Raw genomic sequence first — 24,705 nt, forward strand, 5'->3', positions numbered from 1 at the left:
ATGCTCTCCTTCACAGCCCGCCGGATCGCGGCAGCGCTCGGCACGCTGCTGCTCTCCTCGCTGCTGGTCTTCCTCGCCGTCCAGGCCCTGCCCGGGGATGTCGCCACCCAGGTCCTCGGCAAGGACGCGACCCCGCAGGCGGTCGCCGAGCTGCGCGGCAGCCTCGGCCTCGACCGGCCCGCCTTCGAACGCTACGGCGACTGGATGTGGGGCGCCCTGCACGGCGACTTCGGCACGTCCCTGGTCTCCGGGACGGCGGTCGGTGGTGAAGTCACCCAGTATCTGGGCAACTCCCTGCTCATCGCCGCCCTGACGATCCTGTTCGCGGTGACCGGCTCACTGCTGCTGGGCATCGTCGCCGGGCTCTACCGCGACCGCTGGCCCGACCACCTCATCTCGACGGTCAGTCTCGTCGGCATGAGCGTCCCCGAGTTCGTCGTGGCCACCGTCCTCGTCCTGTGCTTCTCGGTCGCGCTGCCGTGGTTCCCCGCGGTCGTCCTCTACGGCCCCGACGCCACCGTGGGCCAGCTCCTGCCCGCCGTCTGGCTCCCGGCCCTCGCCCTCGCCGTGGTGATGGCCGCCTACATCGTCCGCATGGCCCGCACCTCTGTGATCGACGTGATGGCGAGCGAGTACGTCACCACCGCCCGCCTCAAGGGCCTGTCCACCTGGCGGGTCGTCACCCGGCACGCCCTGCCCAGCGCGCTGCTGCCCGTCCTGCACGTGATCGCCCTCAACGTGGCCTGGTTGCTGGGCGGCGTCGCCGTCGTCGAGAACGTCTTCAACTACCCGGGCATCGGCAAGCTGATGCTCTCCTCGGTGCAGAACCGGGACCTGCCCGTCATCCAGGCCATCGCCCTGATCAGCGCCGTCGTCTACGTCGGGTGCAATCTCGCCGCCGACCTCGGCGCCATGGCGCTCAATCCCAGGCTCCGCACCCGAGGGAGGACCCGATGACCACGCTCGACACCGTCCGGGCCGACGCCCCGGCCTCGCGCGCCGCCCGTGCGTGGCGCACCCTGCGCTCCTCGCGCGCGGCCGTCGTGGGGCTCGCGATCGTCGCCGTCCACGTCGTGATCGCGCTGCTGGCCCCCCTGCTCACCTCCTACGACCCGATCGCGGGCGACGCCTCACAGGCCCTGCTCGGTCCGGGCGGGGACCACTGGGCGGGCACCGACCAGTACGGCCGCGACGTCCTCGCGCGTGTCCTGTACGGCGGCCGGTACGCGCTCGGGGTGTCCGTCGCCGCCACCGTCGTGAGCGTCGCCCTCGGTACGGTCATCGGCTGCGCGACGGCCCTGCGCGGTGGCTGGTTCGACGACCTGATCGGGCGGGTGCTGGACGCCGTGCTGGCCGTTCCGGCGGTGCTGGCGCTGCTCGTGGTCGTGACCGCGCTCGGCACCGGACCGGCCGTCATCGTCCTCGCCGTCGCGGTGGTCTTCGTGCCCCAGGTGGTGCGGGTGGTGCGCGGCGCCGCCCTGGCGGTGGTGCCCGCCGACTACGTGACCGCCGCCCGGGCCCGCGGGGAGGGCACCTGGTCGATCCTGCGGCGGGAGGTCCTGCCGAACATCGTCGACGTGGTGTGCGTCGAGTTCGCGATGCGTGCCTCCTGGGTCGTGCTGCTGATCTCCTCGCTGTCCTTCCTGGGCTTCGGCGCCGACCCGCCGACGCCCGACTGGGGCCTGATGGTCGCCGAGAACCGCACCGCCATCACCGTCGTGCCGATGGCGAGCGTCGCGCCGATCATCGCCCTGGCCACGCTCGTGATCGGACTCAACCTCGCGGCCGACGGCCTCTCCAAGGCCTGGGGCGTCGACCGGATCAGGGAGGGCTCCTGATGACCCCGCTCGTCTCCGTCGACTCCCTGTCCGTGGCCTACCGCTCCGGTGGTCGTCAGGTACCCGTGGTGCACGAGGTGTCGCTCGCTGCAGGCGCGGGACAGACACTCGCCCTGGTCGGCGAGTCCGGCAGCGGCAAGTCCACCCTCGCCGCGGCCCTGCTCGGGCATCTGCGGCACGGCTCCCACGTCACCGGCGGCTCGGTGACGGTGGACGGCCAGGACGTGTTCGCCCTGTCCGCTCCCGAGCTGCGGCGGCTGCGCGGCCGGACGGTCGCCATGGTCGCCCAGAACGCGGGCCAGGCGCTGACCCCGTCCATGCGCGTCGGCCGGCAGATCGCGGAGGCGGGTGGCGACATCCCCGTCACCGATCTGCTGGACCAGGTCCGGCTGCCGCGCCCCGCCGAGCTGGCACGCCGCTATCCGCACGAGCTGTCCGGCGGCCAGCAGCAGCGCGTCGCCCTCGCCATGGCCATCGCCGCCCGCCCCAAGGTGCTGGTCCTCGACGAGCCGACGACCGGCCTGGACGTCGTCACCCAGCGGGGCGTACTGGACCTGATCGCCGCGCTGCGCGACGAACTGGGGCTGGCGGCCGTGCTGGTGAGCCATGACCTGGGCGTCGTCGCGCACCTGGCCGACGAGGTGTGTGTGCTGAAGTCGGGCCGCGTGGTGGAGTCCGCGCCCACCCGGCAGCTGTTCGCGACGCCCCGGGAGCCGTACACGAAGCGCTTGCTGGCAAGCGTGCCGCGACTGGACGACGCCGGTCTCGCGCTCGTGCGGGAGACCGGCGAGCGCGAGATACGGCCACGGGCCGTGGTGTCCGAGGACGCGCCGGTCGCCGTCTCGGCCCGTGACGTCACCGTCGACTACGGCAGCTCTCGTGCCGTGGACGGGGTCTCCTTCGAGGTCCGGCGCGGCGAGGTCCTCGCCCTCGTCGGCGAGTCGGGCAGTGGCAAGTCCACGCTGGCCTGGACCCTCGCGGGGCTGCGCACACCGTCCGGCGGCGCCATGACCCACGAGTCGGGCGATCTGGCCCGGCCCGCGCAGCGGCGGCCGATGTCCCTGCGGCGGCGAGTGCAGCTGGTCTTCCAGAACGCGGACACCTCTCTCAACCCCCGGCGCTCGGTGGGCGACGCCATCCGGCGCCCGCTGCGGTTCTTCGGCACGGCCGGCGGCCGGGCGGAGTCGGTCGAGCGCGCCCGGCGGCTCATCGCCGACGTACGCCTCGACCCGGCCTTCGCCGACCGGCTGCCCGCCCAGCTCTCCGGCGGCCAGCGCCAGCGCATCGGCATCGCACGGGCGCTGGCGGGCGAGCCGGACGTCCTCATCGCCGACGAGATCACCACCGCGCTGGACGTCTCCGTCCAGGCCGATGTGCTGCACCTGGTCGACGACCTGCGCCGGGAACGCGACCTGGCCTGTCTGTTCATCAGCCATGACCTGGCCGTCGTCCGGGGCATCGCGGACCGTGTCGTCGTCCTGCGCGGCGGTGTCGTGGTCGAGGAGGGCCCGACGGAGGCTGTCTTCTCGGATCCCCGGCACCCCTACACGCGGCAGCTGATGGCGGCCGCCCTCGAACCCGACCCGGACGCCCAGCCACCGGTGGAGGCGGCCCCCGACTGGACCGACGCCGCCCAGGAGGGCGAGGTGTGGACCGACCACGGCGACGGCCACCGCGTGCGCCGCTGGCGGCCCGCCGGCACCCCCGACGACAACCCGACCACTCCCGTCGCAGAAGGAGTTTCGTGAAGTACCGCGACCGGTTCGAACGCCAGGTCGTCCGCGAGGACGTGTGGATCCCCACCCGGGACGGCAAAACCCGCCTGCACGCCCGGATCTGGCGCCCGGCCGACGCCGAGTCGGACCCCGTCCCCGCGCTGCTCGAGTACCTGCCGTACCGCAAGAGCGACTGGACCGCCCCGCGCGACGCCCAGCGCCACCCCTGGTACGCCGGTCACGGCTACGCCTCCGTCCGGGTCGACGTCCGCGGCCACGGCGACAGCGAGGGCACGCCAGGCGACGAGTACGACACGCAGGAACTCGCGGACGGCGTGGATGTCGTCAACTGGCTCGCCGCGCAGCCCTGGTGCACCGGCAAGGTCGGCATGTTCGGCATCTCCTGGGGCGGCTTCAACTCCCTCCAGATCGCCGCCCTCGCCCCCGAACCGCTCAAGGCGGTCGTGACGGTGTGCTCCACCGACGACCGCTACGACAACGACGTGCACTACACGGGCGGTGCCGTCCTCGGCATCGACATGCTCGCCTGGGCCGGCACCATGCTCGCCTTCACCGCACGCCCGCCGGACCCCGCGAACGTTGGCGCGGACCGCTGGCTGCCTATGTGGCGCGAACGCCTGGACGCGCTCGAACCCTTCCTGCACACCTGGCTGGAGCACCAGCAGCGGGACGACTACTGGCGGCACGGCAGCGTCTGCGAGGACTACACGGCGATCGACGCGGCCGTGCTCGCGGTCGGCGGCTGGAACGATCCGTACCGGGACACCGTGCTGCGGCTCGTGGAGCACCTCCCCGGTGATCAAGTGCGGGGCATCGTCGGCCCCTGGTCGCACCAGTACCCCGACCGGGGACTGCCGCCCGGCCCGGCCATCGGGTTCCTCCAGGAGACCCTGCGCTGGTGGGACCAGCACCTCAAGGGCGTCGACACCGGGGTCATGGCGGAGCCGCTGCTGCGCGCCTGGCTCAACGACCCCGTGCCGCCCTCCCCGTCGCACGAGGAGATGCCCGGCCGCTGGGTGACCGACGCCGAGTGGCCCAGCCCGGACGTCAGCTGGGACTCCCGTCCCCTCGGCGAGAGCCGCGAGCCGGTTGTCGTGCGCTCTCCCCAGCACACCGGCCTGGACGCCGGCCGCTTCTTCCCGTTCGGCAACGCCGCCGATCTGCCGCCCGACCAGCGCGAGGAGGACGGGCGCTCCGTCTGCTTCGATTCCGCGCCCCTGGACCGGCGCGTGGAGATCCTCGGCCGGCCGCGTGTCCGGCTCCGCCTCGACAGCGATACCCCGCGGGCCCATGTCATCGCCCGCGTGTGCGACGTCGCTCCCGACGGCTCGTCCACGCTTGTCACGCGGGGCATGCTCAACCTGCTCAGCAGGAAGGGCCGCGAGCACGCCGTCGAGTGGACTCCGGGGACGTACGAGGATGTCGAGTTCGAGCTGGGCGGCATCGGCTACGCCTTCCCGCCCGGGCACCGTGTCCGGGTCGCCGTCTCCGACACGTACTGGCCGTGGGTGTGGCCGCACGGCGAACGCGGGGCGCTGCACGTCGTCCCGGCCGACAGCGCGGTCCTGCTGCCCGTGCGTGAGGCCGCCGACGAGGTCGCCGTCCGCTTCGAGGAACCGGAGCAGGCGGTACCGATGCCGGTCACCTACGACACTCCCCCGGACCCCCGCCCCGAGCGGCTGGTCACGCACGACGTGGCCAAGGGCGAGTGGACACTGGACGTCGACCCCGGGTACGGCGGGTCGCGGACGTACCCGGACGGGCTGCGTTACGAGGAGAGCGCCCGCGAGACGTACACCATCCGCTCCGACGACCCGCTGTCGGCGCGAGCCGTCTCCGAGTGGCGCATCCGGCTGCGGCGCGGGGACGGCTGGGACGCTGAGATCATGGCCCGGACCGAGCTGCGCGCCACGGCCGCGGAGTTCGTCATGGACAGCCGTATCGAGGCACGGGGGAACGGAGAGACAGTGGCCGAGCGCGCATGGCACCGCACCACCCCGAGGACGTCGGGATGACGGCCGCCGAGCAGCCCCGGCAGGGCGGGAAGGGCCCTCGCCGTGCCGTCGCCGCCCGCGACCGGACCCGGCAGCCCACCGAGGTGCGGCGGCGCCTCATCGTCGACGCGGCCGTCCCGCTGATCGCGGAGCGCGGCTACAAGTCGGTCGGCGTGCGCGACGTGGCGGCCGCGGCCGGGGTGTCCGTCGGCACGGTCACGTACCACTTCGACAGCGTGCAGGAGGTCCTCTCCGAGGCCATGGTGCTGCACATCGAGCAGTACTACGCGGCGCTCAGCGAGGCCGCCGAGCACGCGACCAGCGGGGCCGAGGCGCTCAGGCTGCTCGTCGACGCGCTGTTCACGGAGGACACAGACCGGCACTGGCGGATGTGGTTCGACTTCTGGCACGCGGGCGAGCAGAGCACGGACGAGACCTTCGCCCGGGGGCAGGCCGACCGGTACGCGGCCTGGCATCGGCAGATCCGCGCCCTGGCCGAACGGGGCGTCGCAGACGGCGAGTTCACCGGCGACGACCTCGACGGCTTCACGGCCCGCTTCGCCGCCCTCGCCGACGGCCTCGCCCTGCAACGCCTGCGCCAGGCGCCTCCCCTGACCACTGAGGAGGCACGGCACCACCTCAACCGGTTCATCGAACGGGAGCTCGTTCCCCAGCCCGGTACGTCACCTCGTCGAAGTCGGCCGGGTGCCCGCCCCCGGTGAGGTCCCAGGCCCACAGGCCGGCGAACGCGCCGGTGAAGCCGAGAGCGCGGATCTGGCCGTCCTCTATGTGCTCGGCGTGCTCGTCGGACAGGACTGTGGCGTCCAACGCGCCTCCGAAGGGCTCCCAGCCCCGGCCGGTGTCGTAGCGGAAGCGCAGGTCGGCCCCGTCGAAGTCGAGGCCGAGCCGCAACCGTGTGCTGTCACCGAGCAGTGCCTCACCTGCTTCGTCGACGCTGAGCACACCCCGGTCGCAGCTCGCGACGCGCAGAACGGGCTGCCCCTCCTCGTCCACCGTGACGTACAGGCAGTACCAGTTACGGGTGTTGTAGTACGCGGTGATCCCGGCCAGGTGCTGGAACGTGTGGGGCCGGTACTCCATCGTCGCTTCGAACGAGCAGCGCGCCGATGTGACACGGCGGGCCACCAGGCTGGGTTCGACCAGGCTCTGCGGTGACCGGCCGCCCCGGAGCCGCAGGTGGGACGGGCGTTCGGTGAGGGAGACCCAGTCGGGGGTCGCGGGGCGGCGCAGGGTCGACCACTGGGGGCCCAGGGCCGGGCCGTCGAATCCGTCGGTGTCGTCCTCGTCCGCGTGGTCCCTGCCCGCCCTGGACGTACCGGCCGGCACTTCCAGGGCGGGCAGGCCGTTCTCGACGCGGGGCCAGCCGTCTGCGGTCCAGGTCACGGGGGCGAGTGCGGTCTCCCGACCCAGGACGCACGGTCCATGCCGCCCGAGGGGCCGGGCCACGAGGTAGGCCAGGTACCAGTCGCCGTCCCCGGTCTCCACCAGGCTGCCGTGCCCGGCCTTCTGCAGGGGCAGGTCGGGGTGGTCGCGGGCGGTGAGGAGCGGGCCGTCGGGGTCGCGTGCGTAGGGGCCCGTCAGGGTGCGCGAGCGGGAGACGGTGACCTGGTGGTCGTAGCCCGTGCCGCCGTCCGCGGTGAGCAGGTAGTACCAGTCGCCCCGGCGGTAGAGGTTCGGGCCTTCGATCCAGCCGGCCTGCGGCGGCAGCTCGATCCGCTCGGGGTCGCCGGTCAGGCGGCGTTCGGCACGGTCGTAGCGCCGGGCCTCCAGGCCCGCCGAGCCGCCGTGGCCGGGGCGCCAGTCGTGGACCAGGTTCAGCAGCCGGCTGTCGGAGCCGTCGTGGAAGAGGGAGGCGTCGAAGCCCCGGGCGTGCAGCGGTACCGGATCCGACCAAGGGCCGTTGATGGCGGGGGCGGTGATCAAGTAGTTGGGGCAGTCGGTGAAGCCGCCGACGTACGTGGAGACATTGCTGTAGACGAGGTGGAACAGGCCGTCGGCGTGGGTGAGGCTGGGCGCCCACACACCGCCCGAGTCCGGGCAGCCGGTCAGGTCGAGCAGTCGGGCGTCGTCGAGGGCACCGCCGAGGGGGCGCCAGCGCACCAGGTCCGTGGAGTGGTGCAGGCGCACGCCCGGATACCACTCGAACGTCGACGTGGCCAGGTAGAAGTCCGGCCCCACCCGCAGGATCGACGGGTCCGGGTGGGAGCCGGGGAGCACGGGGTTGCGGATGACGCCTGCCGGCCGGTTTCGCATGCGATGTCCCCTCGTGTCGCCCCTCCGGCGTGTGCCGGGTGATCACCGCAGGACCGTAATGTCGAACACGTTCGCTGGCAACGCCGGCCTGAAAGGTTTTCCAACTCAAGTCGCTCACAACGCTCTTGACACTTCATCAGCTCCCTCCTACGTTGCGAAAACCTTTTAGGTCGTTTCCGTGCTCTGCAGGTCCGGACAGGGAGCTCCGATGAGAAGACCGCAGATCCTCCTGGCCGCACTGGTACTCGCCGTCTGTTGCGTCGTCCCCTCCACCCCGGCCGCGGCGGCGCAGACCATCGGCTTCCCCAGCTTCGGCGGCCCCGCGATCCCCGCCCCGCCCGTCGCCCACACACCGGGCGACATGATGCGGGCGATCTACGACGCGGAGAGCTCGGGGACCGACTTCTGGATGGACCGTCTGCTCGCCCGCTCGGGCAACGACCCGGCCGGTCCCTGGCTGATGAGCCGGGGACGCGCGCTGTTCATGAAGGAGCACGACCCGGCCCGGTTCGGCTTCGGCGGCAAGGTCGCCTACTGGGAGAACATCAACGGCAACAGTGCCTACACCGTCGCGGTCACCCCGGGGACCTTCGCCGAACAGGTCGCGCAGCGCCGGCAGACGCCCAGCCACTGGAAGAGCGTGCACACCAGCGGCTCGGTCACGGTCGACCAGACGAAGTTCATCACGGACAACAACGTGGCCGTGACCAATCTGTCGATCAAGAACAACGGCTCGTCCTCCACGACGCTCCAGTTGCGGGCGACGTCCCCCTACGCCACCTCGGGCAGCGGCAGCGAGCTGACGGGGCAGGTCAACGCCTACAACAACCTCACGACCCTCCGCCCCCGGCTGACCGGTGACGGGTTCGCCGTCTCCGGCGGCGGTCTCAACCGGTCCGTGACGGTCGCGGCCGGTGCCACGGTGACCGCCAAGGTCGTGATGGGTTTCGTCACCGACGAGATCCCCGAGTCGCGGACCGAGTACGACGCCTACGCGGGCTATTCGGCCTCGACCGCGTTCGCCACCCACGTCCGGGCCTACAACCGGTGGTGGGCGCAGAACGTGCCGTACATCGACGTGCCCGAGCCCGCGATCAAGAAGAACATCTACTACCGCTGGTGGCTGATGCGCTTCAACCACCTGGACGCCGACATCCCCGGGCAGACCTTCCAGTTCCCGACCTCGACCGAGGGCGTCCTCGGCTACAACAACGCCATCGCGCTGACCCAGCCGATGCACATCGACGACCTGAAGTATCTGCGCGACCCGTCGTACGCCTACGGCGACTGGCTGAGTGTCGGCCAGACCTCCAAGGGCGGCCGCTTCCTGGACAACCCGGGGATCCGGAGAACTGGTCCAACAGCTACACCCAGTACATCGCCGAGGCGGCCTGGAAGAGCTACCAGATCCACGGCGGCCAGCCGGGCATCGCCGCCAACCTGGCACGCTACGCGGAGGGCGACGTCAAGGGCCAGCTCGCACACTACGACCGCGACGACAACAAGCTCATCGAGTACGACTGGGGCGCCCTGACCGGCAATGACGCCGACGCGGTCTCCTTCCACTGGAAGCCGGGCAACATGGACCGCGCCGAGTCCGCCTACCAGTACAGCGGCGCCCTGGCCGCGGCTCAGGCCTACGAGGCGACCGGCAACACGGCCAAGGCGAGCGAGATGCGCACCCTCGCCAACCAGATCAAGGACGCCATCGTCAACGTGCTCTGGAACCCCAACCGGCAGCTGTTCGAGCACCGGCTGAAGTCGACCAACGAGTGGGTGCCCTGGAAGGAGATCAACAACTACTACCCCTTCTCGGTCGGCGCCGTCCCCGACACGGCGACGTACAAGCAGGCCCTGCGGCTCTTCGACGACCCGGCGCAGTATCCGGTCTTCCCCTTCTACACGGCCAACCAGGTCGACAAGAAGGCGGCGGCCGAGGCCGGGGAGCCGGGCTCCAACAACTTCTCCACCATCAACTCCACCGTCCAGTTCCGGCTGTACTCCTCGGTGCTGCGCAACTACCCCAACTCCTGGATGAACGCCACCGACTACAAGAAGCTCCTCTACTGGAACACCTGGGCGCAGTACGTCGGCGGCAACACCCAGTGGCCCGACGCGAACGAGTTCTGGGCCGACTGGAACGGCAGCTCCATCGACTACCGCTCCTGGATCCACCACAACATCCTGGGCAGCAGCAACTGGACCGTGATCGAGGACGTGGCGGGGCTGCGGCCGCGCGGCGACGCGAAGGTGGAGCTCTCCCCCATCGACATCGGCTGGTCCCACTTCACGGTCAACAACCTGCGCTACCGGGGCGCCGACCTGTCCGTCGTCTGGGACGACCCGGCCGACGGCGTGGTGCGCTACCCCGGCATCCCGGAGGGCTACTCGATCTACGTCAACGGCACCCGGGCCGCCACCGTGAGTTCCCTGGTGCCCTTCACCTGGGACCCGGCCACCGGCGAGGTCACCACGAAGGGCACGGTCACCCACCGCACGACCGTCCCCGGGCTCAAGGCTCCCAACCAGGTCGTGCAGGACAGCCCCCGCATGGTCGACATGCTCGCCAAGGCCGGTGTCGACCTGACCGGCGACCCCGCGAACCTCGCCTCCGGGGCGACCGCGTCCGCCTCCCACACCGGGTCGGGCAGCGCCGTCTCGGGCGCGGTCGACGGGCTCCCCACCAACGAACCGTTCTGGGGCGCGGGCGGCTCCTCGAACAGCCAGGACTGGTACGAGCTGAACTTCGGTACGGCCCGGACGCTCAACGAGGTGCGCCTGTACTTCAAGGACAGCCGCCCCGCCAGTACGACCTACCGGGCGCCGTCCTCGTACACGGTCCAGTACCACAACGGCACTTCCTGGGTGAACGCCGACGGGCAGACCAAGAGCCCGGCCGCGCCCCGTGCCAACTACAACCTGGTGCGGTTCCCGGCGATCAGCGCCCAGCGCATCCGGGTCCTGGCGACCAACGCCTCCGGGGCGAAGACGGGCCTCACCGAGATCAAGGTCCACAACCGGGGCGGCGCCCAGCCACCCGCCAACCTGGCGACGTCGGCGACGGCGTCCGCCTCGTACACCTCCTCCTGGGAGAGCGTCACCGCGATCAACGACGGCATCGACCCGCCCTCGTCCAACGACACCGTCAACACCCGCTGGGGCACCTGGCCGGAGAGCGGGCAGCAGTGGGCCGAGCTGACCTGGCCGTCGGCGAAGACGGTGAACAAGGCCGAGGTGTACTTCTTCGACGACGACCAGGGCATCGACATGCCCGCCTCGTGGAGGCTTCAGTACTGGAACGGCAGCGCCTACGCCGACGTGCCCGGCGCGAGCGGCTACCCGGTGGCGAAGAACCAGTACAACGCGGTCACGTTCACCGCGACGAACACCACGCGGCTGCGTGTGCAGCTCACCGGCAACGGCACCAACTCCGTCGGCCTCCTCGAAGCGAAGGTGTACGGCCCGTGACCCGTTTCAGATGTCTGTCCGCGCTCATCGGCGTCCTCATCATGGTGGTCGCCTTCCTGGCCGCGCCGCAGCCCGCTGCCGCCGCCGTCGCGTTCACGTCGACGGGGGTGAACCAGAACGGCGGCAACTGCCTGGACCTGCCGGGCGGTTCGTCGACGAACGGGACGCAGTTGCGTGCGTTCACGTGCGGTTCCGGCGCGAACCAGAACTTCCGCTTCGCGCCGGTCTCCGGCTCGGGTGACACGTACACGATCACCACGCAGTCCGGGCAGTGCGTCGACGTGTCCGGCGCGTCCACCGCGGACAACGCCACGGTCATCCAGTGGCCCTGCCACGGCGGCACCAACCAGCAGTGGCGGCTGATGCCGGTGAGCGGCGCCGACAAGGCCTTCAATGTGGTCTCCACGGCCTCGGGCAAGTGCGTGACACCGAGCGGCGGTTCGTCGGCGTCGAACACCGGCCTGGTGCAGTTGCCGTGCTCCGCCGCGAACGGCAGGGTGTGGCGCCTGTCCGGCTTCACCGGCGGCGGCACGAGCCCGGGCACCTTCACCAACCCGATCGCCCAGCGCGGCCCCGACCCCTGGCTGACCCACCACGACGGTTACTACTACCTGGCCACCACGACCTGGAACTCGACGGTCACCATGCGCAAGTCCCGCACGCTGGGAGGTCTCGCCACGGCCTCCGAACAGGTGATCTTCAATCTGACCAGGCCCAACGGGGCGGGCACGATGTGGGCCCCGGAGTTCCATCTGCTCGACGGCCCGAACGGCAAACGGTGGTACTTCTACTACACGGCCGGGCGGGAACCGTTCGATCTGGGCACGCAACGCATCCATGTCCTGGAGAGCGCCGGCCAGGACCCGATGGGCCCCTACACCTTCAAGGCCGACCTGCTCGACCCGTCCCAGGACAACACCTGGGAGCTGGACCCGGGCATTCTGCAGCTGAACGGCAAGCTGTATCTGCTCGGCACCTTCTACAACGGCTCGCAGCCGATGTTCATCCGGCCGCTGTCCAACCCGTGGACCGCGAGCGGCACGCGCCGGGTCCTCTCCACCCCCACCCACGGCTGGGAGACGGTGGGCGGCGCGGTCAACGAGGGCGCCGAGGTCCTGCAGCGGAACGGGAAGACCTTCATCGTCTACTCGGCCAGCCACTGCTCCACGCCCGACTACAAGCTGGGCATGCTCACGTACAACGGGGGCGACCCGCTGAGCTCCTCGTCCTGGGTCAAGTCACCGAACCCGGTGTTCCAGCGGTCCAACGCCAACGGGGTGTACGGACCCGGCCACAACGGCTTCTTCAAGTCGCCGGACGGTACGGAGGACTGGATGGTGTACCACGCCAACAGTTCCGCGGGAGGCGGCTGCGACATGAACCGCTCCACGAGGGCGCAGAAATTCACCTGGAACGCCGACGGGACGCCGAACTTCGGCACCCCGGTCGGCCTGGGGGTTGCGCTGACCGCGCCGTCGGGAGAGTAGCCCGGAAGCGGGCGAGGGCCGCGAAACGCCGCAGTGGTACTTCTCGGCCCTCGCCCGAAGGGCGAGCATCCCATGCTATGGACATCTTGCTCGTCGTCAGCGCGTTCAACAGCCTGTCCCAGCGTGTGTACGCGGAACTGTCGGATGAGGGTCACCGGGTGGACGTGGTGCTCGCCTCACACGGCGCCGACGCGGTCCGGGCCGCCGTACAGGAGGTGCGCCCGGAACTGGTCGTCGCCCCGATGCTGAAGTCGGCCCTGCCCGAGGATGTGTGGCGAGAGCACACCTGCCTGATCGTGCACCCGGGGCCTCCGGGTGACCGGGGGCCGTCGTCCCTGGACTGGGCGATCGCCGGGGAAGCGCCGGAGTGGGGTGTGACGGTGCTTCAGGCCGAGGCGGCGATGGACGCGGGCGACGTCTGGGCGGACGAGTCCTTCGCCGTGCCGCCGGCGGGCAAGAGCAGCATGTACCGGGGCGAGGTCGCCGACGCCGCGACAGCCGCGGTCCTCCAGGCCGTGCGGCGATACGCCGACGGCTCGTACAAGCCGCGCCCGCAGAGCGAGCCCGGGATCCACGTGGTGTGGCGGGACTTCTTCCGCCAGGAGCAGCGGCGGATCGACTGGGAACGGGACAGCACGGGGACCGTGCTGCGCAAGCTCCGCGGCGGGGACTCACAGCCCGGTGTCCGGGACGAGATCTGCGGCCGGGAGGTGTTCCTGCACGGCGGGCACCCGGAGGACCGGCTGCGAGGGGAACCCGGGGAGCTGCTCGCGACCCGGTCCGGCGCGGTGTGCCGGGCCACCCGGGACGGCGCGGTGTGGATCCCGGAGCTGCGCCCACGCAAGAGCTCCGGCGACCCGGCGCCGTTCCGCCGCCCGGCGGCCTCGGTCCTCGCCGGCTTCCCGGCCCCGCCCGGATCCCGCGGCATGCCGAGCTCGAGCGACCGCCCGCACTGGCTGCCCGAGATCGCCGCCCCGCTCGAGCTGCCCCCGGACCGCGCCACCTGGGCGGACATCCGCTACCGGCAGCACGGTGGGGTCGGCTTCGTGACCTTCTCGTTCCCGGGCGGAGCGATGAGCACCACCCACTGCCGCAGGCTGCTCGCCGCCTACCGGTACGCGCTCAGCCGCCCCACCTCGGTGCTGGTGCTCGGCGGCGCCCGCGACTTCTTCTCCAACGGCATCCATCTCAACGTCATCGAGGCGTCGAGCGACCCGGCGGGCGAGTCCTGGTCCAACCTCAACGCCATGAACGACCTGGTCGAGGCTGTGCTGCGCACCACCGACCGGCTGGTGGTCGCGGCGCTCGGCGGCAACGCGGCGGCCGGCGGCGTCATGCTCGCCCTGGCCGCGGACGAGGTCTGGTGCCGCACGGGCAGCGTGCTCAACCCGCACTACCGGAACATGGGCCTGTACGGCTCGGAGTACTGGACGTACTCGCTGCCGCGCCGCGTGGGAGCCGAGACGGCCGAGCGGCTGACGACCGAGGCGCTGCCGCTGAGCGCGGCACACGCTGCGCGGATCGGGCTGGTGGACCGTCTGGTGCCTGCCCGGCCGGAGGAGTTCACGCCCGAGGTGGAGCGACTGGCTGCCGCACTCGCCGACGACCCGGATCTCGCAGGCCGGATCACCGCGAAGACCACGGCTCGTCACGCGGACGAGTTGCAGCGCCCCCTCGCCGAGTACCGGCGGACCGAACTCGCCCGGATGCGCGCGATCCTCTTCGACCGGAACGCCCCGTACCACGCGCTGCGGTCCGCCTTCGTCCGCAAGCTCCCGACCGGCTCCCCGAGGCCCCTGCTCACCGGAGACGCTCGATGAGCGCGCGGCTGCTCGTGGCAGGCGTCGGCAACATCTTCCTCGCGGACGACGCTTTCGGCCCCGAGGTGATCCTCGCCCTGGAGCGGAACCCGCTGCCGCCGCAGGTGCGGGTGCGGGACTTCGGCATCCGCGGGATGGATCTGGCGTACGAGCTGCTCGACGGTTACGACACGGCCGTCCTGGTCGACGCGGCGGTTCGGGGGCACGAGCCGGGCACCCTGTCGCTGGTCGAGCCGGACCTGCCGGACGGTGGATCGGCGGGCGCCCCGCCCGAGGCGCACGGCATGGACCCGGCGAAGGTCCTCGCCCTGGCCGCCCATCTGGGCGACGAGCCGCTGCCGCGTGTACTGGTCCTCGCCTGCGAGCCCGAGCTGCGGGCACCCGCCGACGAGGACATCGCGCCGGGCATCAGCGCGACGGTGCGCGAGGCGGTCGGGCGGGCCGTCGCGGCGCTGCACACCATGGTTCCGGTGCTGCTCGCCGACCCGGCTGCCACGCCCCCGTTGGGCCGCCCGGACGAATCCACCGCCCTGTCGTCGGCCGGGCTGCCGGGCACGGTGGGCGGCGGCGCGGAGGATCGGTAGCGGACCGATTTCCCTACCGATGCCTTACCGACCGCGAGGAGCGGCCCCATGTGCGATTCCGTGGACGAGGTCACCCAGGCCGTGCTGGCGAAGAACGACTCCCTGGCCGCGGGGCTGCGTGAGGAGTTGGCCCGGCGGGGCGTGAGCGTCGTCAACCTGCTGTCCAGTCCGGGCAGCGGCAAGACGGAACTGCTCGGGCGGGTGCTGGCCAGGGCGGTGGAGCGAGGCCTTCCGGTGGCCGCGCTCACCGCCGACCTGGCCACCGAGAACGACGCCGACCGGCTCGCCCGTTCTGGCGCCCCGGTGAAGCAGCTGCTGACGGACGGACTGTGCCATCTGGAGGCGCGGCAGCTGCGTGGCCATGTGGAGAGCTGGCTGCCCGGGGACACCTCGCTGCTGTTCGTCGAGAACGTCGGCAACCTCGTCTGCCCGGCCTCCTACGACCTCGGCGAGAGCCTGCGGATCGTGCTCATGGCGGTGACGGAGGGCGAGGACAAGCCGCTGAAGTACCCCACGGCCTTCGGGTCCGCCCATCTGGTGGTGCTCACCAAGATCGATCTGGCCGGGCCCGCCAGGTTCGACCAGGCCGCGTTCGCCGCCAATGTCCAGCGGGTCAACCCCGGGGTGGAGCTGCTGTTCTCCTGCGCCCGGACCGACGACGGTGTCGACGCTCTTCTGGAGCGTGTGCTGGCCGTACGGGACGGTGCCCCCGTCCATCGGCCTCCCCTGGCGCCCCGGCCGCACTCCCACTCCCACTCCCACACTCACGAGGGCACCGAAGCCGGCCTCGTCTCGTGACGGCACCCGCCACCCAGGCGGTGCGCCGACGCGTCACCGTGCGCGGCACGGTGCAGGGTGTGGGGTTCCGCCCCTTCGTGCACCGCCTGGCCACCGATCTCGCGCTCGCGGGGTTCGTGAGCAACACGGCGAGCGGTGTCCTCATCGAGGTGGAGGGACCGCCGGAGGGCATCGCCGGCTTCTGCGACCGGCTGGCCCAGGAGCCGCCGCCGTTGGCGACGGTCACCGGCTTCGGATTCGAGGACCTGCCCGTCAGCGGCGCCGACATCGGCTTCCGCATCCGTTCCACCGACCGCTCCCCCGGCCGCACCCTGCTCCCACCCGACACGGCGACCTGCCCGGAGTGTCTGCGGGAACTGGCCGATCCGGCCGACCGCCGCCACCGGCACCCGTTCGTCACCTGCACCCACTGCGGGCCCCGCTTCACCATCGCCACGGGCATGCCGTACGACCGGACCGCCACGACCATGGCCGGTTTCCCGATGTGTGCCGACTGCGCCCGGGAGTACGGCGATCCCGGCGACCGGCGCTTCCACGCCCAGCCCGTGGCCTGCCCCGGCTGCGGCCCCCGGCTGAGCCTGGTGCCCGCCTCCGGCAGCGATGTCCGCCCGGCGCGCGACGCCGACGCCCTGGCCTCGGCGCGGGCGCTGCTGGCCGCCGGGCGGATCGTCGCCGTCAAGGGCCTCGGTGGCTATCACCTGGCGTGCGACGCCGCCGACGCACGGGCCGTCGAGACGCTGCGCACTCGCAAGGCGCGCGGTGGCAAGCCGTTCGCGGTGATGTGCGCTGACCTCGACGCCGTACGGCGGATCGCCGACCCCTCCACGTCCGAACTGGCGGCGCTCACCAGCGCCCGGCGCCCCGTCGTCCTGTTGCGGCGGCGAGCGGAGCGGGCGGGCCTCGCGCCGGGTGTCTGTCCCGGCAGCCCGCACCTCGGCGTCATGCTCCCCTACACGCCCGTGCACACCCTGCTGTTCGGTCTGCCCGGCGATCCGCCGGGCCCGCGCATGCTGGTCATGACGAGTGGCAACCGCTCCGGCGAACCGATCGTCACGGACGACGACGAGGCACTGACCCGGCTGGCGGGCCTGGCCGACGCCTGGCTCGCCCATGACCGGCCGATCTCCTCGCCCTGCGACGACTCGCTGCTGCGGGTGCGCCCGGACGGCACCGAGCAGGTGCTGCGCCGGTCCCGGGGGTACGTGCCCCGCCCGTTGCGGCTGCCGATCCCGGTGCGGCCGACGCTGGCCGTGGGCGGGGACCTGAAGAACGCCCTGTGCCTCGGCGAGGGCGAGAACGCCTGGTTCGGGCCGCACATCGGCGACATGGGCGACCTGACCACCCTGGAGGCGGCCCGGCGGGCCGAGGCGCACATGCGGTCGCTGACCGGAGTCACCCCCGAACTCGTCGCCGCCGACCGGCATCCGGGGTACCACTCCGCGCGGTGGGCGCGTCGACGGGCCCACCGGCTCGCGCCCGTCTTCGTCCAGCACCACCACGCTCACATCGCCTCGGCGATGGCCCAGCACGGCCTCGACGGCACCGCACCCGTGATCGGTGTCGCCTTCGACGGCACCGGCTACGGCGACGACGGCACCGTCTGGGGCGGCGAGATCCTGCTCGCCGACTACGCCGGCTACCGGCGCTTCGCCCGCCTGGCCCCGGCCCCGCTGCCCGGCGGGGACGCGGGCGTGGCCAACCCGTGCCGGCTGGCCCTGGCCCGGCTGCGGGCGGCGGGTCTGGCGTGGGACGCGGATCTGCCCTGTGTGACCGCCTGTACCGCCGACGAACTAGCCGTTCTGGAGCGCCAGTTGGCGTGCGGCGTGGCCTGTGTGGCGACCTCCAGCATGGGCCGGCTCTTCGACGCCGTGTCGTCCCTGGTGGGCGTGTGCCATCGCGCGGGGTACGAGGCCCAGGCCGCCCTGGAGCTGGAGGCCGCCGCCGCTTCGGCCTGGGGCGAGGGCACCTCGGCCTATGACTTCGGCTTCACCGCCGGCACGTACGACCCGGCGCCGGTGCTGAGCGCGCTCGTCGCCGATCTGCGGCACGGCACCCCGGCCCCCGTGCTCGCCGCCCGCTTCCACCGTGCGGTGGCGACGGCCGTCGCGGAGATCTGCCGGCGTGCGCGCCATGACACCGGCCTGGCCACCGTCGCCCTCAGCGGCGGGGTCTTCGCCAACGCGCTGCTGGAGGAGGAGTGCGCGCGGCTGCTGTCCGAAGACGGCTTCGCGGTGCTCCGCCACGGCGAAGTCCCGCCGAACGACGGCGGGCTGGCCCTCGGCCAGCTGGTGGTCGCGGCACACCTACGACAGGAGGAGTGACCCATGTGTTTGGCAGTGCCCGGCAAGGTCGTGTCCATCGACGACAGCGCGGAACCTCTCACCGGACTGATCGACTTCGGCGGAGTGCAGAAACAGGCGTGCCTGGAGTACGTGTCCGATGTGCGGGTGGGTGAGTACGTCATCGTGCACGTCGGTTTCGCACTCCAGCGTCTGGACGAGGAGTCGGCCCTGGCCTCGCTGAAGCTCTTCGAGGAACTGGGGCTGCTGGAAGAGGAGTTCGGGGACGCCTGGGAGCAGGCGGCGAAGGAGGCGGGAACAGCGTGAAGTACATCGACGAGTTCAACGACCCCGAGCTGGCCCGGCGGCTGCTGGACGAGATCCGCGCCACCGCCACCCGGCCGTGGGCCCTGATGGAGGTGTGCGGCGGGCAGACCCACTCGATCATCCGGCACGGCATCGACCAGTTGCTGCCCGAGCAGGTGGAGCTGATCCACGGACCCGGCTGCCCCGTCTGCGTGACGCCGCTGGACGTCATCGACAAGGCGCTGGAGATCGCCTCGCGCCCCGGCGTGATCTTCTGCTCCTTCGGCGACATGCTCCGGGTGCCCGGCACCGACCGGGACCTGTTCCGGGTCAAGGGCGAGGGTGGCGACGTACGGGTCGTCTACTCGCCGCTCGACGCCCTGGAGCTGGCCCGCCGCAACCCGGACCGGGAGGTGGTGTTCTTCGCGATCGGCTTCGAGACCACGGCCCCGGCCAACGCGATGGCCGTGCACCAGGCGAGGCGCCTCGGGCTGACCAACTTCAGCCTGCTGGTGTCCCATGTGCGGGTCCCTCCGGCCGTCGAGGCGATCATGACGGCGCCCGCCTGCCGGGTGCAGGGCTTCCTGGCCGCCGGGCATGTGTGCAGTGTGATGGGCATGGCGGAGTACCCGGAGCTGGCCGAACGGTTCCGCGTGCCGATGGTGGTGACCGGCTTCGAGCCGCTGGACATCCTGGAGGGCATCCGCCTGGCGGTCCGGCAGCTGGAGCGCGGTGAGCACCGGGTGGAGAACGCGTATCCACGTGCCGTGCGCGAGGAGGGCAATCCGGCCGCGGTGCGCATGATCGAGGAGGTGTTCGAGGTCACCGACCGGAACTGGCGCGGCATCGGGCCGATCCCGCTGAGCGGGTGGCGGCTGACCGAGGCCTTCCGCTCGTACGACGCCGAGCACCGCTTCGACGTCACCGGGATCCGCACCGAGGAGCCCGCCGAGTGCCGCAGCGGCGAGGTGCTCCAGGGGCTGATCAAGCCGACCGAGTGCGAGGCGTTCGGCACCACCTGCACCCCGCGCACCCCGCTCGGCGCCACCATGGTCTCCAGCGAGGGCGCCTGCGCGGCCTACTACCTGTACCGCCGGATGAACGCCGCGACACCGCAGGCCGAACGGGCCGCGCGGGAGGAGATGAACCCCGTTGCCTGAACAACTCGCCGACACCGTCGACCCGGCGAACTGGACCTGCCCCGCTCCCCTGCGCGACCAGCCGGTCGTGGTGATGGGCCACGGCGGCGGAGGCGCGCTGTCGGCGGAGCTGATGGAGCAGGTCTTCGTCCCCGCCTACGGCAACGCCACCCTGGCCGGCCTCGCGGACTCCGCCGTCCTCGAACTGGGAGGCGCGCGGCTGGCGTTCTCCACCGACTCGTACGTGGTCAGGCCGCTGTTCTTCCCCGGTGGCAGCCTGGGTGACCTCGCCGTCAACGGCACGGTCAACGATCTCGCGATGAGCGGCGCCAGGCCGGCCTATCTCTCCGCCGCGTTCGTCCTGGAGGAGGGCGTGGAGCTGAGCGTCGTCGGGCGGATCGCGCACGCCATGGGTGCGGCGGCCAAGGCCGCCGGGGTCACGATCGCCACGGGCGACACCAAGGTCGTCGAGTCCGGGCACGGCGACGGGGTGTATGTCACCACCGCCGGGGTGGGGCTCGTGCCCGATGGCGTGGACATCCGCCCCCAGCGTGCGCGGCCCGGTGACGCCGTGATCGTCAGCGGGCCGATCGGTCTGCACGGGGTGGCGATCATGAGTGTGCGGGAGGGGCTGGAGTTCGGGGTCGAGGTCGCCAGCGACACCGCGCCGCTGGCGGATCTGGTGGCGGCGATGCTGGCCGTCACGCCGGACATCCATGTGCTGCGCGACCCCACCCGGGGTGGTCTGGCGGCGTCCCTCAACGAGATCGCCCGTGCGTCCGGGACCGGGGTCCGGCTTGAGGAGCGGGCCATTCCGGTGCCGGACGCCGTGGCGAACGCCTGCGGCTTCCTCGGGCTCGATCCCCTGTACGTCGCCAACGAGGGCCGGCTGGTCGCCTTCGTGCCCCCGTCGGCGGCGGACGAGGTGCTCACGGCGATGCGTGCCCATCCGCAGGGCGTCGGGGCCACTCTGATCGGCGAGTGCGTCGCCGAGCACCCCGGGATGGTGGTGGTCGCGACCGGGCTCGGTGGGACACGGGTGGTGGATCTGCCGCTCGGCGAGCAGTTGCCGCGCATCTGCTGACCTGGCATGCGAGTGGGCCCCGCCGAAGGTGTCGGCGGGGCCCACTCGCGCTATGCGGAGGCCGGTGACGGCTCGATGCCCGTGATCTCCAGCTCCCGGCCGCTGCGCAGATCGTTGGTGGGCCGGTCGCAGCGCGGGCACCAGAAGAACGGGGGCATGCCCACCGGGAACTCCTCGGCGCACGGGCCGCACCAGGCCTGGCCGGGGACCTGCTCGACCACGAGCCGGGCCCCGGCGAGGGCGGTGCCCTCCCTGGCCACCTCGAAGGCGAAACCGAGGGCGTCGGGGACGACGCCCGCCAGTTCGCCGACCCGGACGGTCACCGTCGAGACGGCGTCCGTCCCGTCCGCCCGGGCCAGCTCGTCGGCCCGCTCGATGATCGCGGTCGCGATCGACAGCTCGTGCACGGCCGGATCACGGATACCGGTTGCCCGCGCGGAAACCGCCGGCCATCCGCCAGATCCGCGCCTCTCGCCTCAGGCTGGGCCACTCCCAGCACAGCAGGGCCAGGGCCACACCGCCCATCACGACGGCCTCGGCCTTCAGCACCCGCTGTCCGCTCATCCCGCCACGCCTGCGGGCGACGGGTCTGCGCACTCGTTTGACCTTCATTGCGACGACTCCCTGCTCTGTCCGAGAACGGCTCTCATCCCGGCGAGATGTTCGGCATGCCTTCCACGAGGGCGTCATGCCGCTTCCAGTGGATCCCCGTGGAGCGGCGCGCGTCGGCGGTGCCGTCCTCGTGGTGCCCCTTCTGCTCCGCGTACCGTCCCTTGTTGCCCTGGTGCATGCCGGTGACGTGCCCGGGGGTGTCGGGCTTCGCCTGCGGTTTGCCCACTCTGATGCTGCCCATGATGCTCTCCTTCCTCGCCTCCGACCTGCGGAGTGCGTGCTCATGGCCGCTCGGTGAGGTCCTCGAAGAACCGCTCTACGGCCGGCCAGACCCGGCCGCCGCCGGACAGGCCGCGCCACTCCCGGCGTACGACGGCGACCATCCGGTAGCAGTCGTCGACCGGCACGATCCAGTGGTGGTCGAGACCGTGGACGGTGTTCACCAGCAGGGCCTCCACCTCGGGTTCCACGGTGGCGAGCTGCGGAACCGTACCGGCCAGTTCCCGCCAGGCTGCCGCGTCCACCTCCCACCGCATGGCCCCCGCCGGGCTCGGGCCCTGCGCGGTGACGGTGCCGTCCGCCCGGGGCACGAAGAAGACCAGACCGACCGGTACGCCCAGCACCGCGGTGTCGACGTGCGGCAGCCGGAGCCGGCGCCGGGGCACGAGCCGGGACCGGCCGCCACCCGCCCCGGTCTCGGCGAACAGCACCGAGCAGGGGCGGCAGACACAGCGCACCTCCTCCTGACCGCTCTCGTGGAGATGGGCGTGTTCGTCGGCGAGCGGCGCGGCGCACAGGTCGCACACCTCCGTCCGGGCCGCCGCCGTGCGGTCGGCCGAGGAGCGGATGAGGCGGGCCAGCGCCCCTTCGGTGGTCACCGGGCGTCCCGGGTCGTCAGCGTGGTCAGCGGTACGAACGCGGGGGCCGGCGTGCTCGGCAGTGGTTCCACCGCGGTCAGCTCGGGAGCGACGGCGAGTACCGCCGCGCGGACCGCGTCGGTGACCTCGGATGTTCCGCCACCTCCACCGCCGCCTCCACCGCAACCGGAGCCGGAGCCGCACCCGCTGCCCGCCGTCAGGCGCACCCGGGCGGTCTGTCCCTCCACCCCGGCCCACTCCACGTCGCCGCCGCGCTCCTGTACGGCGGGCCGCAGCCGTTCGACCGCGCGGGCCGCCCGGCGCTCGGCGGGCTCGGGATGGATGTCGTGCAGGACCAGCAGATGACCCAGCAACTCGTCGTCGGCCAGGCTCCCGGCCAGCGTCCCGTCCGCGTGGTCCATGACGCGGGCCAGCGCCTCGCCGTAGACCTCGGTCAAGAGCGCGACCGCCTCGGTGGCGGAGCGGGTGGTGGGGCCGGGCGCGGACTCCAGGCCTTCCAGCAGTTCGTCGAGCCGGGCGAGCCGGGCCTCGACGTCCGGGTCTGCCAGCCGCGCTCCGGAGGCCTCAGCCATGGTTCGCCCCGTACGTCGGCGAGTGCAGGGTGGTCAGCGTCTTGCCCTTGCCGACGTACATGTGCACACCGCACGGCAGACAGGGGTCGAAGCTGCGGACGGTGCGCATGATGTCGACGCCCTTGAAGTCGTCCGGCCCGTTCTCCTCGAAGATGGGCTGGCCCTGGACGGCGTCCTCGTACGGACCGGGTGTGCCGTAGATGTCGCGGGGGCTGGCGTTCCACGGGGTGGGCGGGTACGGGTGGTAGTTGGCGATCTTCTTGTCCTTGATCACCAGGTGGTGGGAGAGGACGCCGCGTACCGCCTCGTGGAAGCCGCAGCCGATCGCCTCGTCGGGGACCTCGTAGTTCTCGAACACCTTGGTCTCGCCCGCGCGGACCATCCCCATGGCCTCTTCGATGAACTGCAGGGCCATGGCGGCCGCGTAGGCGACGAAGTACGGCCGGGCGCGGTCGCGCTCGATGGTGTTGCTCCACTGCGGGATGCGCCACTCCAGGGTGGTCTCCGGCAGGGACTCGCCCTTGGGCAGCGAGATGCGCACGCTGTGGCCGGTGGACTTGACGTACGGGGTGTCGACGAGGCCGCTCAGCGCGGTCGACCAGAGCCGGGCGAGCGGGCCGCCGCCGGTGTCGAGGGCGAGGTGTGCGTCGGTCCGCTTGTCGTACCAGCGCGGGCTCATCACCCAGCTGTACTTGTCGTCGAAGTCGCGCTTCTGCGGCACCGGGACGGTGGTCTGGTTCCACGGGTGGCGCATGTCGACGGGGTTGCCGAGCGGGTCGTGCGTGACGAAGGGCGATTCGTTCACCCAGTCCTCGTAGTACGAGCTGCCGAGCATGATGCGCAGGCCGAGGTTGATGTCGACGAGGTTGTTGGTGACCAGCTCGCCGTCGACGATGATGCCGGGGGTGACGTACATGTCCTTGCCCCAGGAGTTCATCGTCTCGTAGCGGTAGTCGACGGTCTGGGGGTTCTGGAAGGCGCCCCAGCAGCCCAGCAGGACACGGCGGCGGCCGACCTCCTCGTAGCCGGGCAGCGCCTCGTAGAAGAAGTCGAAGACGTCGTCGTTCATGGCGACGGCCTTCTTCACGAAGTCGATGACCCGCATGAGGCGGCTGAGGTAGTCGGTGAAGACGGTCGGCTGCGGCATCGTGCCGACACCGCCCGGGTACAGCGTGGACGGGTGGACGTGCCGCCCCTCCATCAGGCAGAACATCTCGCGGGTGACCCGGCTGACCTTCAGGGCCTCCTTGTAGACCTCGCCCTCGAAGGGGTTGAAGGCCTTCATGATGTCGGCGATGGTGCGGTAGCCGTGGATCTCGCCGCGGGGCGCGTCGGTGCGTTCGGCGCGGGCCAGCAGGCCGGGGTTGGTGGCCTTGACCATCGCCTCGCAGAAGTCCACGAAGACCAGGTTGTCCTGGAAGATCGTGTGGTCGAACATGTACTCGGCCGCTTCGCCGAGGTTGACGATGTGCTCGGCGAGCGGGGGCGGCTTGACGCCGTAGGCCATCTGCTGGGCGTAGTCGGAGCAGGTGGTGTGGTTGTCGCCGCAGATGCCGCAGATCCGGGACGTGATGAAGCCCGCGTCGCGCGGGTCCTTGCCCTTCATGAACACCGAGTAGCCGCGGAAGAGCGACGAGGTGCTGTGGCATTCGACGACTTCCCGGTTGGCGAAGTCGATCTTCGTGTAGATGCCCAGGTTCCCGATGATCCGGGTGATGGGATCCCAGGACATGTCCACGAGTTGTGGCGGCTTGCGCTCCGTGGGCCGGGCCTCGGTGGTGGTCATCTGCGGTACTGCCCCTCGCTGTCGGTGTTCCGGTGGGTGGTGGTGAGGCG

The 24,705-nt window shown here is 71.6% G+C and carries 22 protein-coding genes; 15 read left to right on the forward strand and 7 right to left on the reverse strand.

The annotated features are described in order from the left end of the window. Genes ACQEV8_RS02460 through ACQEV8_RS02480 form a run of 5 tightly spaced genes read left to right on the forward strand, consistent with a single transcriptional unit; the run spans position 1 to position 6,290 of the window. The gene (locus tag ACQEV8_RS02460; protein WP_432956949.1) at positions 1-957 is read left to right on the forward strand and encodes an ABC transporter permease; all 957 of its coding nucleotides are present in this window, start codon (positions 1-3) and stop codon (positions 955-957) included. Further along, positions 954-1,838, forward strand: coding sequence for an ABC transporter permease (locus tag ACQEV8_RS02465; RefSeq protein WP_432956951.1), 885 nt, complete (start codon positions 954-956; stop codon positions 1,836-1,838). Before ACQEV8_RS02460 ends, ACQEV8_RS02465 begins: the two co-directional genes overlap by 4 nt. Next, entirely contained in the window at positions 1,838-3,586 is a 1,749-nt protein-coding gene (locus tag ACQEV8_RS02470) for a dipeptide ABC transporter ATP-binding protein (RefSeq protein WP_432956953.1), read from the forward strand. Before ACQEV8_RS02465 ends, ACQEV8_RS02470 begins: the two co-directional genes overlap by 1 nt. After that, the gene (locus ACQEV8_RS02475) at positions 3,583-5,589 is read left to right on the forward strand and encodes a CocE/NonD family hydrolase (RefSeq protein ID WP_432956955.1); all 2,007 of its coding nucleotides are present in this window, start codon (positions 3,583-3,585) and stop codon (positions 5,587-5,589) included. Before ACQEV8_RS02470 ends, ACQEV8_RS02475 begins: the two co-directional genes overlap by 4 nt. Next, complete coding sequence (locus tag ACQEV8_RS02480; protein ID WP_432956958.1) at positions 5,556-6,290, forward strand: TetR/AcrR family transcriptional regulator; 735 nt, start codon at positions 5,556-5,558, stop codon at positions 6,288-6,290. The genes ACQEV8_RS02475 and ACQEV8_RS02480 overlap by 34 nt, the downstream gene beginning before the upstream one ends. Here ACQEV8_RS02480 and ACQEV8_RS02485 read toward each other — a convergent pair. Further along, positions 6,217-7,842, reverse strand: a complete 1,626-nt coding sequence (locus tag ACQEV8_RS02485) for a glycoside hydrolase family 43 protein (RefSeq protein WP_432956959.1) — start codon at positions 7,840-7,842, stop codon at positions 6,217-6,219. The genes ACQEV8_RS02480 and ACQEV8_RS02485 overlap by 74 nt on opposite strands. A 208-nt stretch (positions 7,843-8,050) precedes the next feature. Here ACQEV8_RS02485 and ACQEV8_RS02490 point away from each other — a divergent pair, with 208 nt between their 5' ends. The 10 genes from ACQEV8_RS02490 to hypE all read left to right on the forward strand — a co-directional run bounded on the left by ACQEV8_RS02490 (position 8,051) and on the right by hypE (position 20,807). Continuing rightward, a complete protein-coding gene (locus ACQEV8_RS02490) occupies positions 8,051-9,376 on the forward strand; it encodes a hypothetical protein (protein ID WP_432956960.1) in 1,326 nt (441 codons plus the stop codon). Beyond that, the gene (locus ACQEV8_RS02495; protein WP_432972347.1) at positions 9,373-11,310 is read left to right on the forward strand and encodes a discoidin domain-containing protein; all 1,938 of its coding nucleotides are present in this window, start codon (positions 9,373-9,375) and stop codon (positions 11,308-11,310) included. The genes ACQEV8_RS02490 and ACQEV8_RS02495 overlap by 4 nt, the downstream gene beginning before the upstream one ends. Further along, positions 11,307-12,797 carry a family 43 glycosylhydrolase gene (locus ACQEV8_RS02500; RefSeq protein ID WP_432956961.1) on the forward strand — a complete coding sequence of 497 codons (1,491 nt, stop codon included), beginning with the start codon at positions 11,307-11,309 and terminating at the stop codon, positions 12,795-12,797. The genes ACQEV8_RS02495 and ACQEV8_RS02500 overlap by 4 nt, the downstream gene beginning before the upstream one ends. Positions 12,798-12,874: 77 nt before the next feature. After that, on the forward strand, positions 12,875-14,617 hold the full coding sequence (locus ACQEV8_RS02505; RefSeq protein WP_432956962.1) for a hydrogenase maturation protein: 1,743 nt from the start codon (positions 12,875-12,877) through the stop codon (positions 14,615-14,617). Beyond that, positions 14,614-15,201, forward strand: coding sequence for a hydrogenase maturation protease (locus ACQEV8_RS02510; protein ID WP_432956964.1), 588 nt, complete (start codon positions 14,614-14,616; stop codon positions 15,199-15,201). Before ACQEV8_RS02505 ends, ACQEV8_RS02510 begins: the two co-directional genes overlap by 4 nt. 48 nt (positions 15,202-15,249) lie before the next feature. Next, positions 15,250-15,999, forward strand: coding sequence for a hydrogenase nickel incorporation protein HypB (hypB, locus tag ACQEV8_RS02515; protein WP_432956965.1), 750 nt, complete (start codon positions 15,250-15,252; stop codon positions 15,997-15,999). Further along, complete coding sequence (hypF, locus tag ACQEV8_RS02520; protein WP_432956967.1) at positions 15,996-18,320, forward strand: carbamoyltransferase HypF; 2,325 nt, start codon at positions 15,996-15,998, stop codon at positions 18,318-18,320. Before hypB ends, hypF begins: the two co-directional genes overlap by 4 nt. 3 nt (positions 18,321-18,323) lie before the next feature. Further along, on the forward strand, positions 18,324-18,605 hold the full coding sequence (locus ACQEV8_RS02525) for a HypC/HybG/HupF family hydrogenase formation chaperone (protein ID WP_432956968.1): 282 nt from the start codon (positions 18,324-18,326) through the stop codon (positions 18,603-18,605). Next, positions 18,602-19,744 (forward strand): hydrogenase formation protein HypD, encoded by a 1,143-nt coding sequence (gene hypD / locus ACQEV8_RS02530; RefSeq protein WP_432956969.1) that lies wholly within the window; start codon positions 18,602-18,604, stop codon positions 19,742-19,744. Before ACQEV8_RS02525 ends, hypD begins: the two co-directional genes overlap by 4 nt. Then, positions 19,737-20,807: a hydrogenase expression/formation protein HypE gene (gene hypE / locus ACQEV8_RS02535; RefSeq protein WP_432956971.1), complete on the forward strand. Its 1,071-nt coding sequence runs from the start codon at positions 19,737-19,739 to the stop codon at positions 20,805-20,807. Before hypD ends, hypE begins: the two co-directional genes overlap by 8 nt. Positions 20,808-20,857: 50 nt before the next feature. On the opposite strand, the gene hypA is transcribed toward hypE, so the two are convergent. Genes hypA through ACQEV8_RS02565 form a run of 6 tightly spaced genes read right to left on the reverse strand, consistent with a single transcriptional unit; the run spans position 20,858 to position 24,655 of the window. Continuing rightward, on the reverse strand, positions 20,858-21,214 hold the full coding sequence (hypA, locus tag ACQEV8_RS02540) for a hydrogenase maturation nickel metallochaperone HypA (RefSeq protein WP_432956973.1): 357 nt from the start codon (positions 21,212-21,214) through the stop codon (positions 20,858-20,860). A 7-nt stretch (positions 21,215-21,221) separates the two neighbouring features. Next, entirely contained in the window at positions 21,222-21,419 is a 198-nt protein-coding gene (locus ACQEV8_RS02545) for a hypothetical protein (protein WP_432956974.1), read from the reverse strand. A gap of 34 nt (positions 21,420-21,453) precedes the next feature. Then, a complete protein-coding gene (locus ACQEV8_RS02550; protein WP_432956976.1) occupies positions 21,454-21,660 on the reverse strand; it encodes a hypothetical protein in 207 nt (68 codons plus the stop codon). Between the two features lie 40 nt (positions 21,661-21,700). Then, the gene (locus tag ACQEV8_RS02555; RefSeq protein WP_432956978.1) at positions 21,701-22,297 is read right to left on the reverse strand and encodes a DUF5947 family protein; all 597 of its coding nucleotides are present in this window, start codon (positions 22,295-22,297) and stop codon (positions 21,701-21,703) included. Next, positions 22,294-22,869, reverse strand: a complete 576-nt coding sequence (locus tag ACQEV8_RS02560) for a NifU family protein (RefSeq protein WP_432956979.1) — start codon at positions 22,867-22,869, stop codon at positions 22,294-22,296. Before ACQEV8_RS02560 ends, ACQEV8_RS02555 begins: the two co-directional genes overlap by 4 nt. Beyond that, the gene (locus tag ACQEV8_RS02565; RefSeq protein ID WP_432956981.1) at positions 22,862-24,655 is read right to left on the reverse strand and encodes a nickel-dependent hydrogenase large subunit; all 1,794 of its coding nucleotides are present in this window, start codon (positions 24,653-24,655) and stop codon (positions 22,862-22,864) included. The genes ACQEV8_RS02560 and ACQEV8_RS02565 overlap by 8 nt, the downstream gene beginning before the upstream one ends. Positions 24,656-24,705 lie beyond the last annotated feature (50 nt).

It is taken from the genome of Streptomyces sp. CA-179760 (genome assembly GCF_050937045.1).
GTDB lineage: Bacteria > Actinomycetota > Actinomycetes > Streptomycetales > Streptomycetaceae > Streptomyces.

Coding starts and splice junctions, on each gene's coding strand:
- ACQEV8_RS02485 (WP_432956959.1), bottom strand. CDS start 7,842: ATGCGAAACCGGCCGGCAGGCGTCATCCGCAACCCCGTGCTCCCCGGC.
- ACQEV8_RS02550 (WP_432956976.1), bottom strand. CDS start 21,660: ATGGGCAGCATCAGAGTGGGCAAACCGCAGGCGAAGCCCGACACCCCC.
- ACQEV8_RS02470 (WP_432956953.1), top strand. CDS start 1,838: ATGACCCCGCTCGTCTCCGTCGACTCCCTGTCCGTGGCCTACCGCTCC.
- hypB (WP_432956965.1), top strand. CDS start 15,250: ATGTGCGATTCCGTGGACGAGGTCACCCAGGCCGTGCTGGCGAAGAAC.
- ACQEV8_RS02525 (WP_432956968.1), top strand. CDS start 18,324: ATGTGTTTGGCAGTGCCCGGCAAGGTCGTGTCCATCGACGACAGCGCG.
- ACQEV8_RS02565 (WP_432956981.1), bottom strand. CDS start 24,655: ATGACCACCACCGAGGCCCGGCCCACGGAGCGCAAGCCGCCACAACTC.
- ACQEV8_RS02490 (WP_432956960.1), top strand. CDS start 8,051: ATGAGAAGACCGCAGATCCTCCTGGCCGCACTGGTACTCGCCGTCTGT.
- ACQEV8_RS02510 (WP_432956964.1), top strand. CDS start 14,614: ATGAGCGCGCGGCTGCTCGTGGCAGGCGTCGGCAACATCTTCCTCGCG.
- ACQEV8_RS02480 (WP_432956958.1), top strand. CDS start 5,556: ATGGCACCGCACCACCCCGAGGACGTCGGGATGACGGCCGCCGAGCAG.
- ACQEV8_RS02460 (WP_432956949.1), top strand. CDS start 1: ATGCTCTCCTTCACAGCCCGCCGGATCGCGGCAGCGCTCGGCACGCTG.
- ACQEV8_RS02465 (WP_432956951.1), top strand. CDS start 954: ATGACCACGCTCGACACCGTCCGGGCCGACGCCCCGGCCTCGCGCGCC.
- ACQEV8_RS02505 (WP_432956962.1), top strand. CDS start 12,875: ATGGACATCTTGCTCGTCGTCAGCGCGTTCAACAGCCTGTCCCAGCGT.
- ACQEV8_RS02545 (WP_432956974.1), bottom strand. CDS start 21,419: ATGAAGGTCAAACGAGTGCGCAGACCCGTCGCCCGCAGGCGTGGCGGG.
- ACQEV8_RS02560 (WP_432956979.1), bottom strand. CDS start 22,869: ATGGCTGAGGCCTCCGGAGCGCGGCTGGCAGACCCGGACGTCGAGGCC.